Annotated in this window: 17 protein-coding genes; 11 read left to right on the forward strand and 6 right to left on the reverse strand. The window is 57.8% G+C overall.

Going from position 1 to position 20,663, the window contains the following annotated elements; genetic code table 11:
- Nucleotides 1–57 precede the first annotated feature (57 nt).
- Nucleotides 58–1,020, forward strand: coding sequence for an HPr(Ser) kinase/phosphatase (hprK, locus tag IEN85_RS00735; RefSeq protein ID WP_191615148.1), 963 nt, complete (start codon nt 58–60; stop codon nt 1,018–1,020).
- Nucleotides 1,021–1,515: 495 nt separating this feature from the next.
- A complete protein-coding gene (gene dnaA, locus IEN85_RS00740; RefSeq protein ID WP_191615149.1) occupies nt 1,516–2,898 on the forward strand; it encodes a chromosomal replication initiator protein DnaA in 1,383 nt (460 codons plus the stop codon).
- Between the two features lie 79 nt (nt 2,899–2,977).
- On the opposite strand, the gene IEN85_RS00745 is transcribed toward dnaA, so the two are convergent.
- Nucleotides 2,978–4,789, reverse strand: coding sequence for a hypothetical protein (locus IEN85_RS00745; RefSeq protein ID WP_191615150.1), 1,812 nt, complete (start codon nt 4,787–4,789; stop codon nt 2,978–2,980).
- Nucleotides 4,790–5,051: 262 nt separating this feature from the next.
- Here IEN85_RS00745 and IEN85_RS00750 point away from each other — a divergent pair, with 262 nt between their 5' ends.
- From IEN85_RS00750 to IEN85_RS24730, 5 genes are all read left to right on the forward strand, one after another.
- On the forward strand, nt 5,052–5,513 hold the full coding sequence (locus IEN85_RS00750) for a hypothetical protein (protein WP_191615151.1): 462 nt from the start codon (nt 5,052–5,054) through the stop codon (nt 5,511–5,513).
- A gap of 162 nt (nt 5,514–5,675) precedes the next feature.
- Nucleotides 5,676–6,074 carry an arsenite efflux transporter metallochaperone ArsD gene (gene arsD, locus IEN85_RS00755; protein WP_191615152.1) on the forward strand — a complete coding sequence of 133 codons (399 nt, stop codon included), beginning with the start codon at nt 5,676–5,678 and terminating at the stop codon, nt 6,072–6,074.
- 53 nt (nt 6,075–6,127) lie between these two features.
- Nucleotides 6,128–7,876 carry an arsenical pump-driving ATPase gene (arsA, locus tag IEN85_RS00760; RefSeq protein ID WP_191615153.1) on the forward strand — a complete coding sequence of 583 codons (1,749 nt, stop codon included), beginning with the start codon at nt 6,128–6,130 and terminating at the stop codon, nt 7,874–7,876.
- Nucleotides 7,877–7,903: 27 nt separating this feature from the next.
- Nucleotides 7,904–8,326 carry an arsenate reductase ArsC gene (locus tag IEN85_RS00765; protein ID WP_191615154.1) on the forward strand — a complete coding sequence of 141 codons (423 nt, stop codon included), beginning with the start codon at nt 7,904–7,906 and terminating at the stop codon, nt 8,324–8,326.
- Nucleotides 8,327–8,457: 131 nt separating this feature from the next.
- Nucleotides 8,458–10,200, forward strand: a complete 1,743-nt coding sequence (locus IEN85_RS24730) for a SulP family inorganic anion transporter (protein ID WP_191615349.1) — start codon at nt 8,458–8,460, stop codon at nt 10,198–10,200.
- A 35-nt stretch (nt 10,201–10,235) separates the two neighbouring features.
- Here IEN85_RS24730 and IEN85_RS00775 read toward each other — a convergent pair whose 3' ends face one another.
- The 4 genes from IEN85_RS00775 to IEN85_RS00790 form a co-directional block, all read right to left on the reverse strand.
- The gene (locus IEN85_RS00775) at nt 10,236–10,541 is read right to left on the reverse strand and encodes an ArsR/SmtB family transcription factor (protein ID WP_425503159.1); all 306 of its coding nucleotides are present in this window, start codon (nt 10,539–10,541) and stop codon (nt 10,236–10,238) included.
- Nucleotides 10,542–10,642: 101 nt separating this feature from the next.
- Entirely contained in the window at nt 10,643–12,646 is a 2,004-nt protein-coding gene (gene ligA, locus IEN85_RS00780) for an NAD-dependent DNA ligase LigA (RefSeq protein WP_191615156.1), read from the reverse strand.
- A gap of 27 nt (nt 12,647–12,673) precedes the next feature.
- A complete protein-coding gene (locus IEN85_RS00785) occupies nt 12,674–12,970 on the reverse strand; it encodes a VanZ family protein (protein WP_191615157.1) in 297 nt (98 codons plus the stop codon).
- A gap of 299 nt (nt 12,971–13,269) precedes the next feature.
- The gene (locus IEN85_RS00790) at nt 13,270–14,136 is read right to left on the reverse strand and encodes an AraC family ligand binding domain-containing protein (protein WP_191615158.1); all 867 of its coding nucleotides are present in this window, start codon (nt 14,134–14,136) and stop codon (nt 13,270–13,272) included.
- 96 nt (nt 14,137–14,232) lie between these two features.
- Here IEN85_RS00790 and IEN85_RS00795 point away from each other — a divergent pair, with 96 nt between their 5' ends.
- Entirely contained in the window at nt 14,233–15,771 is a 1,539-nt protein-coding gene (locus tag IEN85_RS00795) for a sulfatase family protein (protein WP_191615159.1), read from the forward strand.
- Nucleotides 15,772–15,938: 167 nt separating this feature from the next.
- A complete protein-coding gene (locus IEN85_RS00800; protein WP_191615160.1) occupies nt 15,939–16,904 on the forward strand; it encodes a c-type cytochrome domain-containing protein in 966 nt (321 codons plus the stop codon).
- A gap of 32 nt (nt 16,905–16,936) precedes the next feature.
- On the opposite strand, the gene IEN85_RS00805 is transcribed toward IEN85_RS00800, so the two are convergent.
- Nucleotides 16,937–18,205: a right-handed parallel beta-helix repeat-containing protein gene (locus IEN85_RS00805; protein WP_191615161.1), complete on the reverse strand. Its 1,269-nt coding sequence runs from the start codon at nt 18,203–18,205 to the stop codon at nt 16,937–16,939.
- Between the two features lie 304 nt (nt 18,206–18,509).
- Here IEN85_RS00805 and IEN85_RS00810 point away from each other — a divergent pair, with 304 nt between their 5' ends.
- Nucleotides 18,510–19,451, forward strand: a complete 942-nt coding sequence (locus IEN85_RS00810; protein ID WP_191615162.1) for a glycoside hydrolase family 130 protein — start codon at nt 18,510–18,512, stop codon at nt 19,449–19,451.
- A 345-nt stretch (nt 19,452–19,796) separates the two neighbouring features.
- Nucleotides 19,797–20,660: an AraC family transcriptional regulator gene (locus tag IEN85_RS00815; protein WP_191615163.1), complete on the forward strand. Its 864-nt coding sequence runs from the start codon at nt 19,797–19,799 to the stop codon at nt 20,658–20,660.
- Nucleotides 20,661–20,663 lie beyond the last annotated feature (3 nt).

Consider the following 20,663-nt stretch of genomic DNA (forward strand, 5'->3'; position numbering starts at 1 on the left):
GTCCAAGCTCCTTTCCAGCCAGCTCCCTCTCCAACCTTCAGCCTCAAGCCCACTTCCATGCCACTCCCCAAACCTGTAAAGCGCATCGACGGACTCTCGGTCCGCGACTTTCTCGACAAGCATCAAGAGCTGCTGAAGCTGGAGGTCGTGGCAGGCAAGCGCGGATTGCGACGCATCATCAAAGAAGGCAGCGTCAACCGCCCCTCCCTCGCCCTCACCGGTTTCTACAAGTACTTCGCCAACAAACGCCTGCAGGTCATCGGCGCCGCCGAGATGACCTACTTGCGCAGCCTGCCGACCGAGGTCGTTCACGAGCGGTTCAATACCATGATCAGCAAGGGCATCCCTTGCCTCATCATCGCGCGCAACTACAACCCGCTGCCTGTCATGCTCGAGCTCGCCGAAAAGCGCAGCTTGCCCATCCTGCGCACCTCCATGATCACCATGAACTTCCTCAACGCCGCCACCCTGGCAGTCGACGGGGAGTTCGCGCCGACTACCACCGAGCACGGCACCATGATGGACATCAAGGGCATCGGCACCCTCATCCGCGGATCCAGCGGCGTGGGCAAAAGCGAATGCGCCCTCGCCCTCATCGAACGCGGCCACTCCATCGTCGCCGACGACATGACCCGCATCAAGCTCATCGACGAGCGCGAGCTGACCGCCTCCTCCATGGAACTCAACCGAGGCCACATGGAATGTCGCGGCATCGGCATCATCAACGTCGGCGAAATGTTCGGCGTTCGCTCCGTCCGCCTGGAAAAGCGCATCGACCTCGTAATCTCCCTGGTGGAAGCCAACAGCGAAACCGAAGAAGACCGCACCGGACTGGAGCAGCAGTACTACCCGATTCTCGGAATCGACGTCCCCCACGTAGAACTCTTCGTGCGCCCCGGACGCGACATGGCCCGCCTCGTCGAAGTCGCCGCCATGGTGCAAGCCCTTAAGCTTTTGGGCCACGACCCGGCCAAGGAATTCAACGATCGCCTCATCGCTTTCATGGCCCGAAACGCTTAGGAACGCCCCCTTTCGCCTCACGGCAAAAAAATCTTATTTTCCGGGCCCGCGACCCCCATCCCCAAGGCCTGTTTTTCACATTTTCGTAACGCGAATACGACCGCCAAGCCCCGTTCCTCAGGGCTTCGGCGACAGTTCTCCCAAGCCCGAAAAAGCAATAAAAAGTTATCCTCAATCGACTGTTAACAACTTGTCGAAAACTAGGGCTTGAGAAAGCGGATTCAGTTTACGTTACTGTGACACTCGACAGCACCTCTGCCCTCCTCCGTGGAGCCGCGGTTGCTCTAAGCCTCTGATTTATAGCCTTTAACAGAACCAGAAAACACAAACAACTGGCCTCCAACACTTTAGCGATCACACAATTTCCTCCGTTTCCCACGCAGAACAATTTATTCCCACCGCATCGTTAAAACTGGCAAAGATTACGTTAGAACAACCGTCCAACTCCATTCCTCAACATTCCTGTGAATAACCGCCTGCTTCTAACGTAAACCCATGCCACAGCTCACTGAGCAGAATCTCCTCTGGGAAAAAGTCAGATCCGAACTTTCCCAAGTCCTACCGAACGACATCTTCCAAAGCTGGTTCACCGACCTCGAATGCTTGGACGTAAACGGTGAAAACGTCGTCCTGGGCGTGCAGAACGCCTTCACCGCGTACTGGATCAACGACAACTACTTGGACCTCATCGCCAAGTCGTTCCAAGCCGAGCTTGGACATCCCGTGTCCGTTTCCATCTCCAACGACCGCGCCGCCAAGAAGGAGGAAGCCGCCAAGGTGGAACCCGCTCCTACTCGCGAACGCCTCGTCACCGAGACCCCGCGCCCTCGCGTCAACACCGCCAAGAAGTCCGGCGACGCGAACCTCAATCCGCGCAACACCTTCGAGAACTTCGTCATCGGCTCCAATTCCCAGCTGGCCCACGCCGCCTCCATCGCGGTCGCCCACGCTCCCGCCGGAGCCTACAATCCCCTTTTCCTCTACGGCGAAACCGGTCTCGGCAAGACCCACCTCATGCACGCCGTGGGTCACCACATCCTGCAAAACCGGCCCGACGCCCGCGTGGTCTACCTCTCCTCCGAGAAGTTCACCAACGAGTTCATCTCCGCCATCCAGGAAAACACCCTCACCAAGTTCCGCCAGCGCTACCGCAACGTAGACGTCCTCCTCATCGACGACGTCCAGTTCCTCAGCGGCAAGGAACGTATCCAGGAAGAATTCTTCCACACCTTCAACGACCTCTTCGAGTCGCAGAAGCAGATCTTCCTCTCCAGCGACCGCCCAGCCAACGAAATCGCCAAGCTCGAGTCCCGCCTCGTCTCCCGCTTCCAATGGGGACTGGTCACCGACATCCAAGCGCCCGACTTCGAAACCCGCGTCGCCATCCTGCGCAAGAAGGCCCTGCAGCATAACTACGATATCTCCGACGAAGTCGTGAACTTCATCGCCAAGCATATCGCCAAGAACATCCGCCGCCTCGAAGGCGCCCTCATCAAGGTCTGCAGCTACTCCTCGCTTACCAACAAGCCGCTCAACATCGCGACTTGCGAGCAACTCCTCTCCGACGTGCTCATGGAAGCTGCCAAGCAGCAGCTCAACATCGACACCATCCAGAAAAAGGTCGCCGAATACTTCGAGCTTCGCCACTCGGACATGCTTTCCCGCCGCCGCCCAGCCCACATCGCCGTGCCACGCCAGATCGCCATGTACCTCAGCCGCGAGCTCACCAAGCACTCCCTGCAGGAAGTCGGCGAAGCCTTCGGCGGACGCGACCACGGCACCGTCATCCACGCCTGCAAGCAGGTCGACAACCTCGTAGAGCAAGACGACTCCGTGCGCCACAGCGTCGAGTACTTGAAGAACATCCTCTCCAAGTAGCAATTTCCCTTACCAAACCCTTGGTTCCTAAACGCCTCCGCTCCCCCGCGGAGGCGTTTTCTTTTTGCATGCCCAAACGCTACGAATCCCGATGCTTGATCGTATAGAAAACCGGGCTTTCGGGAAACGACACCACTCTCGTCACTCGCTCTCGCTCCGTATCGATCGGCTCCACGGAAAAAGCTTCGAGCGCCTCCGCATCAAGCTCCTGAAACGTCCAAGCATCCAAATCCTCCGAAACGCCCCAATACGTCTCAGGCACCCCCTCGCCGACACGTCTCACGAAAGAAATTTCCATCCCTTCCGCCACTGGCTTCGCCCGCAAGAGCGCGTCGGCGACAGCCACCGCATACGGAGAAAAACCGTGAGCATAGGCATCGTAGTTCGTTATTCCATCTCCATTCAAATCTCCCGAGGGCAAGAGCCCCGGAAAGAGCTCCTCAAACCCCGCGTCTCCCACGCCTTCATAGGCGCCGATATCGATCACTCCCTCTTCGGAGTTCCCCGAAGCATCCTCTTTGCGCGGCCCACCTCCCAAATCTTCCGTAAAGAAGCCATTTCCCCAAACGCCCCCCGCATCAATCGCGGGCGATTCAGCCAAGGGCCGCAGGTCACCGTAGTCGTTATCTCCATACGTCGACCAATCCCCATCTCCCGCATCCGGCAAGCGAGCAAAGAGCGGCTCCTCATAGTCGTCGCTCCCTTCTATCAAATTCACAGCGGTGGTCATCGACGACTCGCTCAGGCGAATCTGCTGCTCCTGCGGAATCCCCTTCAATATCGAGTTTACCACCGTGATCCGTCCATACCTCATGCTCAGGGCATACTGATTTTCCTCGCTCGAAACGATCGTACTGCTGATCACCTCCAAGTCGCTCTCGTCGCCGCCGAGCAAACTGCCTCCGCTATTCCCCACAGCTATCGAGTTCGCCATTTTCACCGAGCTGGAATTCCGCAAATTCAAGACTCCTACACCTCCGCGATTCCCCAAAAACGACACCCCATCGAGAATCATGCTGGAACCGACCGTATAAATGGCCCCCGCACCTGACGAGCCGCCCTCGTTTTCGACAAAGGCGCAGCGAGTGAGCATCACGTTTCGAGCAAAACAATAGATCGCTCCAGCCGACCGATGCGCCCGGTTACGATAAATCGAAAGCGACGACAGTTGAATCGGCCCTTCCCCATTCAGAGCCATCGCCCCTCCGCTCGAGCCAGCGAAGTTGAAGGTGAACGCCGTTGCGGAAACCTTGGATTGCACCCCATCGGCCGCGATGAAGTACAAGCCGCCGCCAACGCGAGACTCGTTCTTCTCAAAGAAAGAATCCTCGATCTCAAGCTGACTTTCGTAAGCGAACACGCCACCGCCGCTCGTTCTAGCGTAGTTGTTTCTCAACCACAGATTGCGCAGTTTCGTCCCCTGCAAAAACCGCCCCGTAATCCCGCCGCCGCTCTGATCGGCTTCATTTCCATCCCCATCCGCGCGGCCACCTTCGACAACAAACCCGTCCACTACGCAGCGCACGCCCTCCTCGATCCTCACCACATGATAGCAGTTGTCGGCATCCTCGAAGCGCACCCCGATATCGCCGGACAAAACCGACCCATTGCGCCTAGGATCCGCTTCCCGCTCATCCCGAGCTACCTCTCCCCCGGAAAATCCTCCATATACGGCAATGTCCGCAGCGATCACGAAACTAGCCGACCGCTCGCTTCCGACAGTGGGATAGTAGACTCCGCGCTTTACCCAAACTTCATCCCCAGCGCTCGCCGCCAGCAAAGCTTCCTGCAAATCCGCAAACGCGTCCTCCCACGAACTTCCATCCCCTGAGCCCTCTGCTTCAGCATCGACGTAGAACACCGTCTGGGCCAGACCCAGCGCGGGCGACAAAAACCAAAGCAGCGCCGCCCATAATACCCTGCGGAAAAGTCCAGCCGCACTGCGACCTTGACCCTTTCGGGATTCGTTACTCTCCATTGGAGCGCGGCTCAGCAGCCCATAACACGATACAAGAATTCCATTCATCGCCCCCCATGTGCCCGCCGCGGCTCAAGTGGTTACATTTTTTCACCAACTTTCACGCTGAAATTTTCAAGGGTTGCCCTGACGCGCCCTAGTTCGCTATTCACTACTTACCATTTCAATTTTCAACATGGCCCTCTCAGACGACCAAAAAAACACTCTCGCACAACGCCTCGCCGACGGAGCCTCCATCGCCGACATCCAACGCATCATCGTCGACGAGTACAAAATCCCCATGACCTACATGGAAGTCCGCTTCCTCATGGACGACCTCAACCTGGAGCTCGCGCCTGAGCCGGAGCCTGAACCGGAAGCCGACGCAGATCTCGAAGCAGTTCCCGCCGAAGCGGAACTCGTAGGAGGAGGCAACGGCTCCGTATCCGTGGAAATGGACAAGATCAAACGCCCCGGAGCCGCCCTCAGCGGATCCGTCACCTTCAGCGACGGCGTTAAAGCCAACTGGACCGTCGACCCCTACGGCCGCCTCGGACTCGACTCCGACCAAGAAGGCTACCAGCCGAGCCCCGAAGACATCGAAGCCTTCCAGCTCGAGCTGCAGCGTCAAATGCAGCAGGGCCCCGCCGGCTTCTAATAAACGTAGCGCTGAGCTTCAGCCAGCGACCCGCCATCCCTGAAACGCGGTGCCAAGTGCTATCGCGTTGGCCGACGACCTAGCGGCGGCTTCGATAATAACATTCCCAAAAGTGAATATTCCTCTTGACGGCCCGATCGAGCCACATAGATATTCACTTTAATGAATACTGTAACAGTCTACGATCCCGCCCTTTGCTGCTCTACCGGAGTCTGCGGCCCCACCCCCGACTCCGAGCTCGCGGCATTCGCATCGAGCCTCGAGTCTCTCAAGTCCAGCGAGGTGACGGTCACTCGCCACAACCTCGCCCAGGAGCCGCTCGCCTTCGCCCAAAACGCCGAGGTCAAAGCCATCCTCGAAAAGGACGGCGACTCCGCTTTGCCGCTCATTTTCATCAACGGCAATCTCCACTTCCGCGGAACTTACCCCACAGCCTCTCAACTCGAAAAAGTGCTGGGGAGCTCGCCAGAAAAAGCGCCCCTCAACTTCGTCAAAGCTGACGCTCCCCAAACGACGGTGAGCCAAAAGAGCTGCTGCGATCCCTCCACCGGTTGCTGCTAGAAAGGTGGAACGGCCGCTCCGCGGGCGTCCAATAACAAGCGTAAATCACGACCATGCTCCAACTCACCCAAGCAAAGCCGCTTCCCGTCTTTTTCGAACAAGCCACCCGCTTCCTATTCTTCACCGGAAAGGGCGGCGTCGGGAAAACATCGCTCGCCTGCTCCACCGCGGTCGCCCTCGCCGACTCCGGCAAATCGGTCCTTCTGGTCAGCACCGACCCCGCATCCAACCTCGACGAGGTTCTGGACACCCAGTTGTCGAGCCGCCCCACCTCGGTCAAGGGGACCGGAGAAAAGCTCAAGGCCCTTAACATCGACCCCGAAACCGCCGCCCGCGACTATCGTGAACGCATCGTTGGCCCCATTCGCGGAGTGCTCCCCGAAGCCACCGTGCAAAACATCGAAGAGCAGCTCTCCGGGGCCTGCACCACCGAGATCGCCAGCTTCAACGAATTCTCCTCGCTACTCGGCAAGCCCGAATCGGTAGCCGGCTACGATCATGTCATTCTCGACACAGCTCCCACCGGCCACACCCTCCGCCTCCTCGCCCTGCCTGCTGCCTGGAGCAATTTCATAGCGGACAACAAAACAGGTTCCACCTGCCTCGGCCCCCTTTCCGGCCTCTCCGACCAGCGAGACACCTACGAGCAAGCCCTCTCGGTCTTGCAAGATTCCGCCCAGACCACTCTCGTTCTCGTAGCGCGCGCCGACACCCCTTCCCTCAACGAAGCCGAACGAGCCCGGGCCGACCTCTTCGACCTCGGAATCCAGAACCAGGCCCTCGTGCTCAACGCTGTCTTCCGAGCTGCCGACTCCTTCGACCCACTGAGCCAAGCTTTCGAAGCCAAAGCTCAAGCAGCCCTGCAAAGCATTCCCGTCGCCCTCTCTGCCTTACCGCTCTTCGAGTCCCCCTTCCGGGTCAGCGGACTGACTGGCATCGACCGGCTCAGATCCTTGTATTCAGAAAGCGACGACGATTTTTCGTCCGCCCCAAAGACAACCACAGCCCTCGCCAAACACCCTCCCCTAACAGAACTCGTAGACGAGCTCGCACGCTCCGAACGCGGTGTCATCATGACCATGGGCAAAGGCGGTGTCGGAAAAACCACCCTCGCCAAACGCATCGCCCTCGAGCTAGCCCAGAGGGGCAAACGCACCCTGCTCACAACAACGGATCCCGCAAACCACGTTTCCGACCTCGCTGCCGACGCGGACCTTCCGCTCACCGTCAGCTCCATCGATCCCAAGGAAGTCACCCGCAAACACGTGGAAAACGTGCTCGCGACGACAGGACAAGGCCTCGACGCCTCCGCCCGCGCTCTGCTCGAAGAGGAGCTCCGCTCGCCCTGCACCGAGGAGATCGCCGTCTTCACCGCCTTCGCCCATGAGGTCGCAAAAGGCGAAGAGCAATTCGTCGTGCTCGACACAGCTCCCACCGGACACACCCTGCTGTTGCTGGACGCCACCGAAGCATACCATCGAGAAGTCTTGAAGAACGCGGCCGCCCTGCCCGAGGCAGTTCAGCGATTGCTTCCACGTCTGCGAGATCCCAACTACACAAAGACGCTTATCGTCACGCTTCCCGAAGCAACTCCCGTCCACGAAGCAGCCCATTTGCAAGAAGACCTACGGAGAGCTGGCATCGAACCGCACGCATGGATCCTAAACCAATGTATCGATTCCTCCGATACGGACGATCCTCGACTGCTCGCTAAAGCCACCCACGAGAAAAACTACATCCAGGAAGTTGCCCAAAACTTCGCCAGCCGCTACGCGCTCTCCCCCTGGACCGCTAATTCCTAAAACGATTCGAGAAAGCTTCCCTTCAAAATGAAAAAGATCCTCATCCTCTGCACTGGAAACTCCTGCCGCAGCCACATGGCTGAAGGCATCCTCAGAAATGCCCTCGGCGACGCTCACCAAGTCTTCTCCGCCGGCGCCAAGCCTTCCGGCTACGTACACCCGCAAGCCATCGAAGTGATGAAGGAAATCGGCATCGACGTCTCGGGCCATACCTCCAAGCACCTCGAACAATTCCTCGACGCCGGTATCGACACCGTCATTACCGTATGCGGGAACGCCGACCAAGCCTGCCCCACCTTTCCCGGCATGGTCAATCGCTACCACTGGGGCTTCGAGGATCCCCCTCACGCCCAACGCGAAGGCGAAGAGCTCGTGGACGCCTTCCGTCGCATCCGCGACGAGATCAAGCTCGTCTTCGAAGCCTACGCCGCCGGCCTCCTCGAGAAGTAGGAGCGACCTTGGTCGCGAATTCTTCGCTGCCAATCGATCTGAATTAGCGCCATCGATTAGCCCCCAGCAAAGGAATCCTTTGACACGTGCGGCAGATCCTCCGTTCCTCGCAGCGGACGTATCAAACCACCGTGAACCAGAGCAAGCCGCGCAAATTCACTCTCCCTCTTCTCAAATTTCTCAAAGGATACCGAAAGAAGGACCTACTCTCTGACACCAAAGCTGGCGCCAACGTCGCCCTGCTAGACTTTCCCCAAGGCATGGCCTACGCCATGATCGCGGGGCTCCCAGTTAATTTCGGCATCTACTCCAGCGCCATCGGCTCGCTCGTAGGCCCCCTCCTCGGTAGCTCCCGCTTCCTCATGCTGGGCCCCACCAACGCCAGCGCCGTCCTTCTGCTAAGCGGCTTCCTCTCCCTCGATTGGCCAGAAGCCCACCGCATCGCCGCCATGCCACTGCTCCTCCTCATGATCGGAGCTATCATGATCGCCGGGGCTTTGGCTCGAGCCGATATCGTCATCCGCTACGTCTCTCGCAGCGTGGTCACCGGATACGTCAGCGCCGCGGCCCTGCTCATTATCGTCAACCAACTCAAGCCAGCCCTCGGGATCGACGCCCCGCGGGCCGCGACTTTCCTGGATTCGCTCATCGTCACTTTCGAGCACCTCGGCTCCTTCTCACCAGCGTCCTTAGGGCTCTCTCTCGGAACCATCGTCATCGCCCTCGCCTTCAAACGTTGGCTCAAGTCAATTCCCTACGTCGCCGTCACCCTCGCCTTGGCAGCCCTCGCAGCATGGTACCTGCCCCGCTTCGGAATCAGCTTTCCATCTTTGGATTCGGTGCCCGTCGGTAGCTGGCCGCTCAGCGTGCCGCGCTTCGATTGGGACCAAATGCACGACCTCCTCGGCGTAGCCTTCGCCATCGCCTTTCTCTCGCTGCTGGAGAGCGCCTCTATCGCCAAAGCCCTTGCCTCGCAGGCGGGCGACACCGTCGACATCCGCCAACAAATGATTAGCATGGGCGTGGCGGACACCGTGAACGCATTCGGCTCCGGCATGCCCGTGTCCGGATCCCTCACCCGTTCTACCCTCAACTACGCCAGCGGAGCCAAATCTCCTCTCTCCTCCATGACCAGCGGGGCTATCCTCGTCGTCGGCGCCCTATTGCTCGGACCCGTCATCGGATTCATCCCCAAGGCCGCTCTCGCCGCCCTCGTCATCCTTGTAGGCGTCTCGCTGATTCGCCCCACAACCATCAAGGCCCTCGTCAAGGCAACCAAATCCGACGCCTCCACCTTCCTCATCACCTTCTTCGCCGGCTTGGTCTTTCCGCTCGATACCGCCATCTACGCAGGAGTCGCCGTATCCATTCTCCTCTACCTGAAGAAAGCGTCCTCTCCCGACCTCGTCGAATACGGTTTCAACGAACGCGGCGAACTCGCCGAGAAACAGGAGGACACAGAAAAAGCGGCCATCTCAATCATGCACGTCGAAGGCGACCTTTTCTTTGGATCCACCGACGTATTCGAAGAGCAACTACGCCAACTCGTCAGCGTGCCGGAGATCAATGTCATCATCCTGCGGCTCAAGAACGCTCGCCACCTAGACGCCACCGGAGCCCTCGCTATCGGCGACTTCGTCAAGCAAGCTCGCCTCCGCAATGTGGAAGTGGTAGTCAGCGGCGCCATGCCAGAGATTCTCAGAGTGCTGGAAAATACGGGCGTCAGCGAGATTCTCGGAAGCGAAAACCTCTTTCCCTACACTCCCGACAACGTGACGCTCAGCACTCGCAACGCTCTTAAAAGAGCCCAAAGCGTACTGGGTGTCGAGTCCGCCGAGATCATGCTTTTCGGCAAAAAAGTCGTCGAAGAATAAGCAGGGACACGCTTGGACACGCCCTCCAAAAAATCCTAGCAAGCTCCGCCTTCGCAGCAGCTCTCTTCGCGCGGCAAGCAAGCTACGCTAGTATCCAGCTTCTCAAGACGACTCGAATCTTCGCGATACTGGCCCGACTCGAACACCTTTTCGAGCTCCCGAAGGTTGGCCGCAACAAGAGAGTTATCTCCCGCGCAGATCTCGTAAATCGTCCAGTTGTTGTAACGACGCGAGGCCAGCAGACCGTGCTTCTTCAAGTAGGAAAGCTGCTTCGAAACCTTCGACTGCGGCATCTCCAACGCTTCCTGCACATGGCAAACGCACAAAGGACCTTTGCGCAATAGGTTAAGAATCCGAAGTCGAGACTCCTCGGCTAAGCTCTTGTAAATCGCTACACAGTCCATGCCTCTTATATTCTTACTTGGGAATATTCAGTCAAACCTCAAGAACACATCTCCAGCAACTTCGCCTCGTCGATGACCGCGACCCCCAGAGATTCCGCCTTGGTCAACTTCGAGCCGGCCGCCTCGCCCGCCACCAAAAAATCGGTCTTCTTGCTTACGCTTCCCGCGACCTTTCCCCCTTTGCTCTCCACCAAGGCCTTGGCCTCGTTGCGCTTCAAAGTCGGCAGTGTACCCGTGATCACGAAAGTCTTTCCCGCAAGAGTCGCATCCTCCTCGCTCAACCGCTCCGGAGCCTCGGGGTTCATGCCGAGCTCGAAGAGCTCTTTCACGATGGCAGCGTTTTTTTCGTCTTCGAAGTAAGCCTTGATCCCGCTCGCCGTTTTCTCGCCGATACCATCCACCTCTACCAGTTGCTCCAACGTCGCATCCATCAGCTCCTGCACTCCGCCAAAGGCTTTCGCCAAATCCTTGGCCGCCGAAGCTCCCACCTGAGGAATGCCCAGGCCATGCAACAAGCGCCACAACTCTACCGCCTTGCTGGCCTCGATGGCCGCAAGCAGGTTGCGAGCGGACTTTTCTGCGAATTTCTCCAAGCTCACAACTTGCTCGTATTCCAACCTATAGATGTCAGCGATATTGGATACAGCTCCGATTCTCACAAGCTGGTCGACCACCGCTTCGCCAAGGCCCTCGATGTCCAGGCATTGACGCGAGGCGTAATGCTCAAGCCGACCTCGAACCTGGTCCGGACACTCGATATTCAAACAGCGCACCGCAACCTCACCCTCGATCTTGCTTACTTCGGTACCGCAAGCAGGACACTCGCTCGGGAAAACAAACGGCTCGCTCCCTTCCGGTCGCTTCTCGCGAACCACTCGCACGACTGCAGGAATGATCTCTCCCGCCTTTTCCACAATCACCGTATCGCCCACCCGCACATCCTTGCGCGTCATCTCCTCGTAATTGTGTAAGGTCGCTCTGGATACAGTCGTCCCCGCCAGTTGAACCGGTACCAGTTCGGCCACCGGCGTCAGCGTACCGGTACGCCCAACTTGAATGGTGATGCGTTCCAAAATAGTCTCCGCCTGCTCCGCGGCAAACTTCACCGCGATCGCCCAACGGGGAGCTTTGGACGTAGCTCCCAACATGTCTTGCTGGCGAAAACTGTCTAGCTTCACGACCGCCCCGTCCGTGGGATAAGCGAAATCGTGACGGATCTGGTCAAGCTCCTCTACCGCCGCCCACGCTTCCGCAGCCCCTTCGACCTCCCAGAACTTTTCCACGATCGGCAAGCCCCACGCTTCGAGTTGCTTGCGGTATTCAGCTTGCGAGGACACGACCGCGGGCTGGCACTCTCCCAATCCATAAAGCACGATATCCAGCTTGCGCTTGGCGACTTCACCGCGATCCAACATCTTGACGGTGCCCGCCGCCAAGTTGCGCGGATTCTTGAACAGCTCGAGGCCAGCCTCGCTACGTTCCGCGTTCAGCCGTTCGAACTCTTCAACCCGCATGAAAATTTCCCCGCGAATCTCGATGACCTCAGGTAGGTTGCCACCTTCCAGGCTTTGCGGCAGCGATTCGATAAACCGGACGTTGGCCGTCACGTCGTCGCCCTCGATTCCATTCCCTCGCGTTACCGCGCGTACCATTTCACCCTTTTCATAGGTGACACTCACCGCTACGCCGTCGATTTTCGGCTCCACCGTAAATCGGGCGCCCTCAATTTCCAATCCCTTCTCAACCCTGGCGACAAAGGCAACGAATTCATCTTCTGAATACGTATTGTCCAAGCTCTGCATGGGAAGCAGGTGTCGGTAAGAGGCGAAACCTTCCACGCGATCGTCGCCAACCGCTACCGTCGGAGAGGCTTCAAGCGGCAATTCCGGATTCGCCGCTTCCAGATCCGCAAGCTCACGTTTGAGCGCATCGTAATCGAAATCGCTGATTTCAGGGTCGGCTTGACGATAGTACAGCTCGTCATGGCGACGCACCTCAGCGCGCAGTTGTTCGATTTTTTCGTGATCGGAAGCCTTGCTCATACGCCACGAATTACAGGTATCCGCCCGCTATTTGGCAAGCCGTCGTCCGAATTTGTATTCCAAGATACCGCGATACACCTTCCAGTTTCGATAAAGGAAGATTGCCAGCAACGCCCCCGCACCGTCGGCGACCCAGTCCCAAGGATCGAAACTTCGATCCGGATTGAAAAACTGCAGCGTTTCGTCGGCTGCGGCGTAAGCCATGACTCCCGCAAACGCTAGAAGCCAGCGCTGCGCTGCTCGAAACTCCATCCGGAGCGAGCGAAACAGCAAGGTTCCCAAGAGGCCAAAAACGAAAAAATGGGCGACCTTGTCGAATCCCATGATGTTCGGTCCCGCCGGCTTCCCCGAAAAATGCGAGCTAATCACCAAGGTCACCATCACCGCCACCGCCGGAGCCCAAAGCCTCAGCTGGCTGTAATTCTGATCTGGCCGAAACGCGTTTTCCATAAGCCGCAAAACAAAGCCCAGCTTCAGTTCCCACACCAGCCCAAAAACTCAATCAGATGGCGCGGCACTTTGAAGACGCTCGGTGGGACGGCCGCTCCGCGGGCGTCAAGGAAATCGCAATCCCCTTCCATCGCCCGCGGAGCGGCCGATCCACCTTTCAGCAACATCCAAACCTATCCCTCGCGCCGGAGGCGATACCGCTCCCGGTACGCCGAAGGCGGCATCCCCATGGTCTTCTTGAAAACCCGCGAAAAGTAGAAGCCGTTCGCATAGCCAAAACGTTGGGCAATCGCCTCGATCGTGTCGTCTCGCGTGGCAAGGACATCGCCCGCCTGAGCCAATTTCAACTGGGCAAAATAGCTCATCGGCGCCTGTCCAATTCGCTCCCGAAAGAGCTCATGGTAGCGGGCCTTCGACAACGAAGCGCTAGCCGCAAGCTCCCCCAAGCTCAGCTTGCGGTCGATATTCGCCTTCATGAAGCGAATCGAATCCGCCACGCCGTCTCGGCTTCGACTCTCCCGTCCTCTTTGACACAGCACGATTCGCGTCAAGAGGCGATTCAGCCAAGACGAAGCGTCAAGCAAGTGCTCCACGCCATACCCCTCCTCGTAAATTCCTAAAATCGTGTCGAAGCAATCAACCACCTCCGCATCCGGCCGGATCTCCACCAACCAATTCTTACGATCCAAGCCAAGGACCTCGAAATAGCGGCGAGCCCGCTCTCCTCGCAGGTGTATCCAATAATTGAACCAAGGCTCCCCCTCGTCCGCTCCATAGGCGTGCATGGCCTTTGGCGGGATCAAAATGCAAGATCCCGCCTCGATCGCCTGCCTCCCCTCGCCCGCGTCAAACCAACCCCGACCCTCCGCGCAATACTGCAAGATGTACTCGTCCATCCCACGCTCCCGCCGCGTCAGCATGCCGTAACCCGGCGGGACCCGTCCAATCGAGCGCAAAAAAAGCGGGCTCGCGATCGGATCCGCCTCCGCCAAGTCCACCGAAGGGCTGGGCAGGACCGAATATTGAAGTTTCCGAATCATACGAAACGACATTTAAATCAGACGATTAGACATGTCCAACCATTCTCTAATCTACTAATATGTGTTTCTACAGAAAATACTTTCATAGAATTAGACATGAAACTCGCTCGCCGCCCCAACATCCTCTTCATCACCAGCGACCAGCAACATTGGAACACCATCGGCCTCGACAACCCCGAGGTGAAGACTCCCAACCTCGACCGCCTCGCCCAACGCGGCTGCCTCTTCGAGCGCGCCTACTGCCCCAACCCCACCTGCACCCCCACTCGGGCCTCTATCATCACTGGCATGTACCCCAGCCAGCACGGAGCCTACTCGCTCGGCACCAAACTCGACGAGAAGCACCCCACCCTCGGCCAAGCGCTCTCGAAAAATGGATACAAGACCAGCCTCGTCGGAAAAGCCCATTTCCAGCAGCTGATTTCCACTCCCGAATATCCCTCCATCGAGTCGTATCCAATTCTCCGCGACCTCGACTACTGGAAAAAGTACGACGAAACATTCTACGGGTTTGACCACGTCGAGCTGGCTCGCAACCACGCCGACGAATGCCACGTCGGCCAGCACTACGCCCTCTGGATGGAGGAGAAAGGCCTGACCGACTGGGCCAAGCATTTCCAAAACGCCTGGGGCGACTACAAGTTCACCGACTTCGATACCTCTCCCCAGTACCTCAAATGGTCCATCCCCGAGGAGTACCACTACAACGCCTGGATCGCCGAACGTACCAACGCCCTCATGGAAGAGAGCGCCCGCCAGGACGAACCCTTCTTTCTCTGGGCCAGCTTCTTCGACCCGCACCCTCCCTACATCGTGCCCGAGCCCTGGGACAGCCTATACGATCCCGCCGAAGTCACCGTCCCCCAAGCCACTCCCGGCGAGCACGACAAAAATCCCGAACACTTCCGCAAGACCCAAGAGGAAAATCCCGACTTCTCCGACTGGAAGGAAGAGGGCGGCAACGCCATGCACGGCTGCAGCTCCCACCTGCAGGACAAGGAATCCCTCGCCAAGGAAATCGCCGTCTACTACGGCATGATCAGCTGCATGGACAAGTACATCGGCCAGATCCTCGACAAGCTCGACGCCCTCGGCCTCGCCGACAATACCCTCATCGTCTTCACCTCCGACCACGGCCACTTCTACGGCCACCACGGGCTCAACGCCAAGGGGCCCTTCCACTACGAGGACCTCGTCAAGGTCCCCTTCATCGCCAGCTGGCCCGGCCAGATCGAAGCCGGCAGCCGCTCCGCCGCTATCCAGTCCCTCGTCGACCTCGCCCCCACTTTCCTCGCCGCAACTGGAACAGCCATCCCCCGCAGCATGACCGGCCTCGACCAAAGCAAAAGCTGGACCGGCCAGCAAGCGCCCGCACGCACGCACGCCGTCGTGGAAAACCGACACCAGCCCACCACCCTCCACCTCAAGACCTACGTCGACGCCCGCTACAAGCTCACCACCTATTACAATCGCGAGTACGGCGAACTCTTCGACCTGCAAGCAGACCCCGGCGAGCTCAACAACCTCTGGGACTCCCCCGACCACAAAGATCTCAAAGCCGCTCTCGTCCTCAAGCTCCTGCACGCCGAGATGGGCAAGGAACCTCTCCCCATGCCCCGCGTATCGATGGCCTGACTCGATTTCGATCTCCGGACCTCCCAGCGGAGGGCCAAGGCCTGAGGAGGAGGCGAAGATGGGTTGGACGGATCCTTTCCGATTCCGCCCTCAACCACAGTCTTTCTTGCGTGCTGCAGCGGATGGCTTTCAGCTGTTGGGAACATCTCCCTATCCCGCAGCATGCCATGAAACGCTTCCGCGCCTTTATCTACATCTCGCTCGCCGTCCTCTTCGCCGCCGCCCCCTTGCTCTTCGAAGCCGGCGAAGAAGCCAGCTCGCCTTGGACCCCATTCATCGCCAGCTTCCATCCTCTCGTCCTGCACCTGCCTATCGGCATGCTGGCCGCACAACTCGCCCTCGAGCTCGCCCGCCTTTGCGGCAAAAACGTCGACCGCGGTATTCGCAACTTCCTCTGGCACCTCACCGCCCTGTCCGCCACCGTGTCCTTCGCCACCGGCTACCTGCTCGGCGAGGAAGGCGGATACGAGCAAGAGCTGCTCACCGACCACCTCTGGGCCGCCGGCATCTTCACCTCAATCTGCTGGTCAACGCTCGCGATCAATCTGCTCACTACCCACCGCCTCCTGCGAGTCTTCTCCCTCGCTGCCCTTTGCTGCTCCCTCGTGCTCGCCAGCCATCCCGGCGGCCTCATGGTCCACGGCGACCCCTTCGCCAACGCTCCTTGGAAAAAAGCGGCGTCCCCAGAGAACAACTACGGCCTGCTCCCTGAAGTCGGCGACCCCTTCAACCCCTACCTCGCAGTCATCCAGCCCATCATGGACGCCAAATGCGTCTCCTGTCACGGGGAAGAGAAAAAGAAAGGCAAGCTGCGCCTCGACAGCTTTGACGCCATCATGCGTGGCGGCGACTTCGGGGCCTGCGTCGAACCCGGCGACTCCTACAACAGTCTCCTAGTCGAGCTCCTCGAGTACCCGATCGACGACGAGGACCACATGCCGCCCGAAGACGAACCCCAGCTCACCCAAGCAGAAATCGACGTCATCAAATGGTGGATAGACAACGGAGCCAAAGCCGACCAAAGCATCACTCGTTCCGAGGCCCCCGAAGCGCTAAAGCCTTTCCTCGTCACCAACTACCGGCTCTTGGAAAAGCCCACGGAAACTGGCGACCCTGCAACGGAGACCGAGTAATAGCCGACATTCCTAGACAAGCCCACTTGAGATTAGCGGGAAGTGTCTGGAGACACCGCACCAGCGGAATCGGCAGCAACAACAAGGTTACCCGATACTAAATCGAAGCCTTTTCCGCTTCGAGGTGAAAGCACATTCCCCACGACCTCAATCTCCTCGAACTGATAGCCACCAATCGACGCTCTGTCGCTCCGAGCCACGACCACATTGCCCCGAATAATAATCCCTTTCACCCGTCCGCACTCTATTTCGTACTCACTGTTGGACCGCTGGCTGTTTCGCAGCAGGGTGTTCCCGATCAGGTCGATAGCGTTGCTCTCGTAAAGATTCACCCCCCGCCCTCCGTTCTCGAAGCAGACATTCCCTTGTACCAAGACCCTTCCGGTGTACGCTTCCGCGTATCCATCTTTCAGTATATCCTGATTGGTGCGCAACGCGTCAAGGATGATGCCGTTTCCATCAGAGAAGGTTTTCGTAATCCAAAACTTGACGCGGTTGTCGTTGCGGTAGCACTTATTCCCACGAATCACAGTGCGGTAGAGGTCCTGCCTGTTGTCGTAGTTGGAGCTTTCCCAGACCGAAATGGCGCTTTCACCCCAGGGCGAATAATAGCTCGTTTCGAAAACCTCGTTTCCTTCGATCAAAACATAGTCAGAGCGGGCAAGAGCAATACCACCGCCCGAGGTTCGGTAGATCCGATTGTTCCGAATAATAACATGATGCGGATAATCTTGGCCGGGTCCTCCCTCCACTCGTATGCCAACACCGAAAAACTTCGCATCGCGCTCCCCAGTATTGTCGAACGCAAGGGCATAGGCAGTCGCTTCTTCAGGATCGATGAGATCGCTCTGTCCATCTATTTCCAGTCCCTCGACCACAACATAAGCGACTCCCTGCAAAATCAAAGCCCTCTGGCTGTTGAAGCGCAGCACAGGCGTCTCCCCCGGATAGTTGGCGATGCGTATCCAATTTTCGGCAGTACCCTCGCAGGTCGCGATAGCGATCGCTTCGTCATTGGAGTTTCGATACAGGCCACCTCGCAAAAGGAGCGTGTCCCCTGGCCCCAAACGATCCAATCCCTCTTGGATACTGGCAAGCGGATCCTCGACGCTGCCGCTCGCCCCCGCTTTCCCGGATGGACTGACATGCCAAACGTCGCCATCGAAGCCGTGGGCTTTAAGCTCCCCTGCCAAATTTCCATGTTGCAGCGCGCTCGGCTTCGCGTCCGAAACGAGGAGAGCGAGGAAAGCAATTACCCAACAAAAGGCGGTGCGGTTGAAAGAAAGTGCCCTTGTGGGCATGAGGGAGCTTATCGGTCGATTCATCAGTCCTTGATCAAAGGGGGTGACAACCATCTTAGCGCTCATCAGCTCAAAGCGATATGGCAAAAGATAGCTTCAGTTGACCCATAATCGACTCACTATCCAAGAAACGCCCTTCCACCACCCTTAAGGCCGAATGGCCAAACATGGCAAATCAAGGTATTTTGCGGGCGAACATTGGTAGATTTTTGACCGAGGCCAAAATTCGCCTCTCTTTGAAACAAGCCGAGCCACACCCAGGCTGCCCCTAACGCAGTTACCACTCTAAACAAAAAAGAACATCATGAACTACAGCAACGCCTCCTTCGTGAAACGCTACGAGGGAAATCCGATCCTCACCGGAAAGGACTTTCCCGACGAGTACCATATTCTCCACTGCTTCAACTCGGGCATTATCAAGTACAAGGACAAGTACCTTATGCTCAATCGCCTCGAGGACTGCTCCCTTAAGGCCTACTTTTGGATCGCTGAAAGCGACGACGGATACGACTTTACGCCGCGCCCCGCCCCCATCGCAATGCCCGAGGACAACCCCTTGTTCCAGAAGTATGCGTCGATCAACTACTACGATCCCCGCATTACCCAAATCGGCGACACCTACTACATCATGCACGCCTGCCACTCCGAGTACGACTGCCGCCTCAGCCTGCTGAGCACCGTCGACTTCGAGCAATTCAAATGGCACGGCTTCGTCTCGGATCCTGGAAACCGCAACGGCATTCTTTTCCCCGAGAAGGTCAACGGACTCTACGCCCGCTTCGACCGTCCAATGACCTCCTGGGACGGAGGCAACATCTGGATGTCCTTCTCCCCGGACCTGGTGCATTGGGGCCAAAGCGAATGCGTCCTCAAAAACTCCGCCGTGCGCTGGGCCTGGTCCAAGGTAGGAGGCGGCTGCACGCCTATCAAAACCGAGCACGGCTGGCTCAATCTCTTCCATGGCGTTCGCACCCAGTGCAAGTCCCACTACGTCTACCAGTCGGGTGTCTGCCTGCACGACCTAGAGGACCCAACAAAAGTCATCGCCGTATCCGAAAAACCGATTATCACGCCCATGGCTAACTACGAGCTACACGGCCAAACCCCTAGCGTCTGCTTCATCACCGGAGCCATCGTAGAGCCTGACGGCGAAGTGAAGGTTTACTACGGGGGAGCCGACACCGTCATGTGCGCCGGCACCATCCAGCTACAAACGCTGGTAGACCTCTGCCACAACCGTCTCTAGTTCTCTGACAATTCGAGGCATGCCACGAAGGAACAACGTGAGTTCGACGCTAGTTTAAACCTAAACCGACAGAGCAATCAAATTACCGAGAAGGAAAAGCGAGACACTTGCGATCGCGTTTCTCGGCCGACCTGCCACTAGCAGAACTCCCCCCGTCCCCAGCTTGCAGAATGAAGAAGCCACTCAATTTCAGTATCTTACAGCGGGCCTATCCTAGGAAAGCAGTTCAATATTTCCGCGTTTCACAACTAATAATCGCCATATCTAACACATCCATTATTTGAATTTTGGGACTTTTCATTGTTACTACCCCAAGATCCCATTAAAACACCCCGTCCTTCAGATATGGATACGACGCCAGCCTTCATCTCGAAGCAAATAACAAAAGGAGACTACTACTTCCTCAACCTCCAGCCAGGACAGGACTTCACCGTGGTGTGCGGCGGCTACGAGCAGTGCTCGCTCGACTATCAATATCGCCGCAACGAGGCCAACTACCTCAGCATCGAGTACATCATTGCTGGCCGCGCCTTGCTCGAGCTGGAAGGAAAGCGATACGAGCTTCAGCCCGGCAGCCTCTTCGGCTACCGGCACGATACCCTCTGGACCATGACCAGCGTAGGCAAGACGCCCTTGCGCAAGTACTTCATGGCCCTCGGTGGCGGCAGCGCCCAACAGCTCCTAGACGCCTCTCCCCTTCAGAGCCAAGCCCCCGTGGACTTTCCGGGAGTGCAATGGATCGAGGAAACCTTCCGCCAAATCACCAAGTTCGGGGCTACGGAAGACCAGCTGGCAGTAGACACCTGCTCACGCCTAGCGGAAGTGCTGCTCCTGCAGCTCGATCCCGAATTTCGCAAGAGCATCAACTCGACCCTGTCCATCGCCCACAGCACCTACTTACGTTGCCGCAAGTACCTGCGGGACCACTTCCTTGAACTCAACAGCGCGAACGAACTGGCCGATGCCGCCAACGTCGACCCTACCTACCTTTCTCGGCTCTTCCGGCAGTTCGACAAGGAGCCCCCTTACAAATGCCTCGTCAGGCTAAAAATGAACCATGCCGCCCGCATCCTGATCAGCCAAGACGTTACCATCAAGGAAATCTCCGACCTGATAGGATACCCCGATCAGCTACATTTCTCCCGTACCTTCAAGCGCACGTACGGCGTGTCTCCCAAATACTTCAAAAAGTCTGTAAACCGAAATTAAACC

This window comes from Pelagicoccus enzymogenes, from assembly GCF_014803405.1.
In the GTDB taxonomy this organism is placed as follows: domain Bacteria; phylum Verrucomicrobiota; class Verrucomicrobiia; order Opitutales; family Opitutaceae; genus Pelagicoccus; species Pelagicoccus enzymogenes.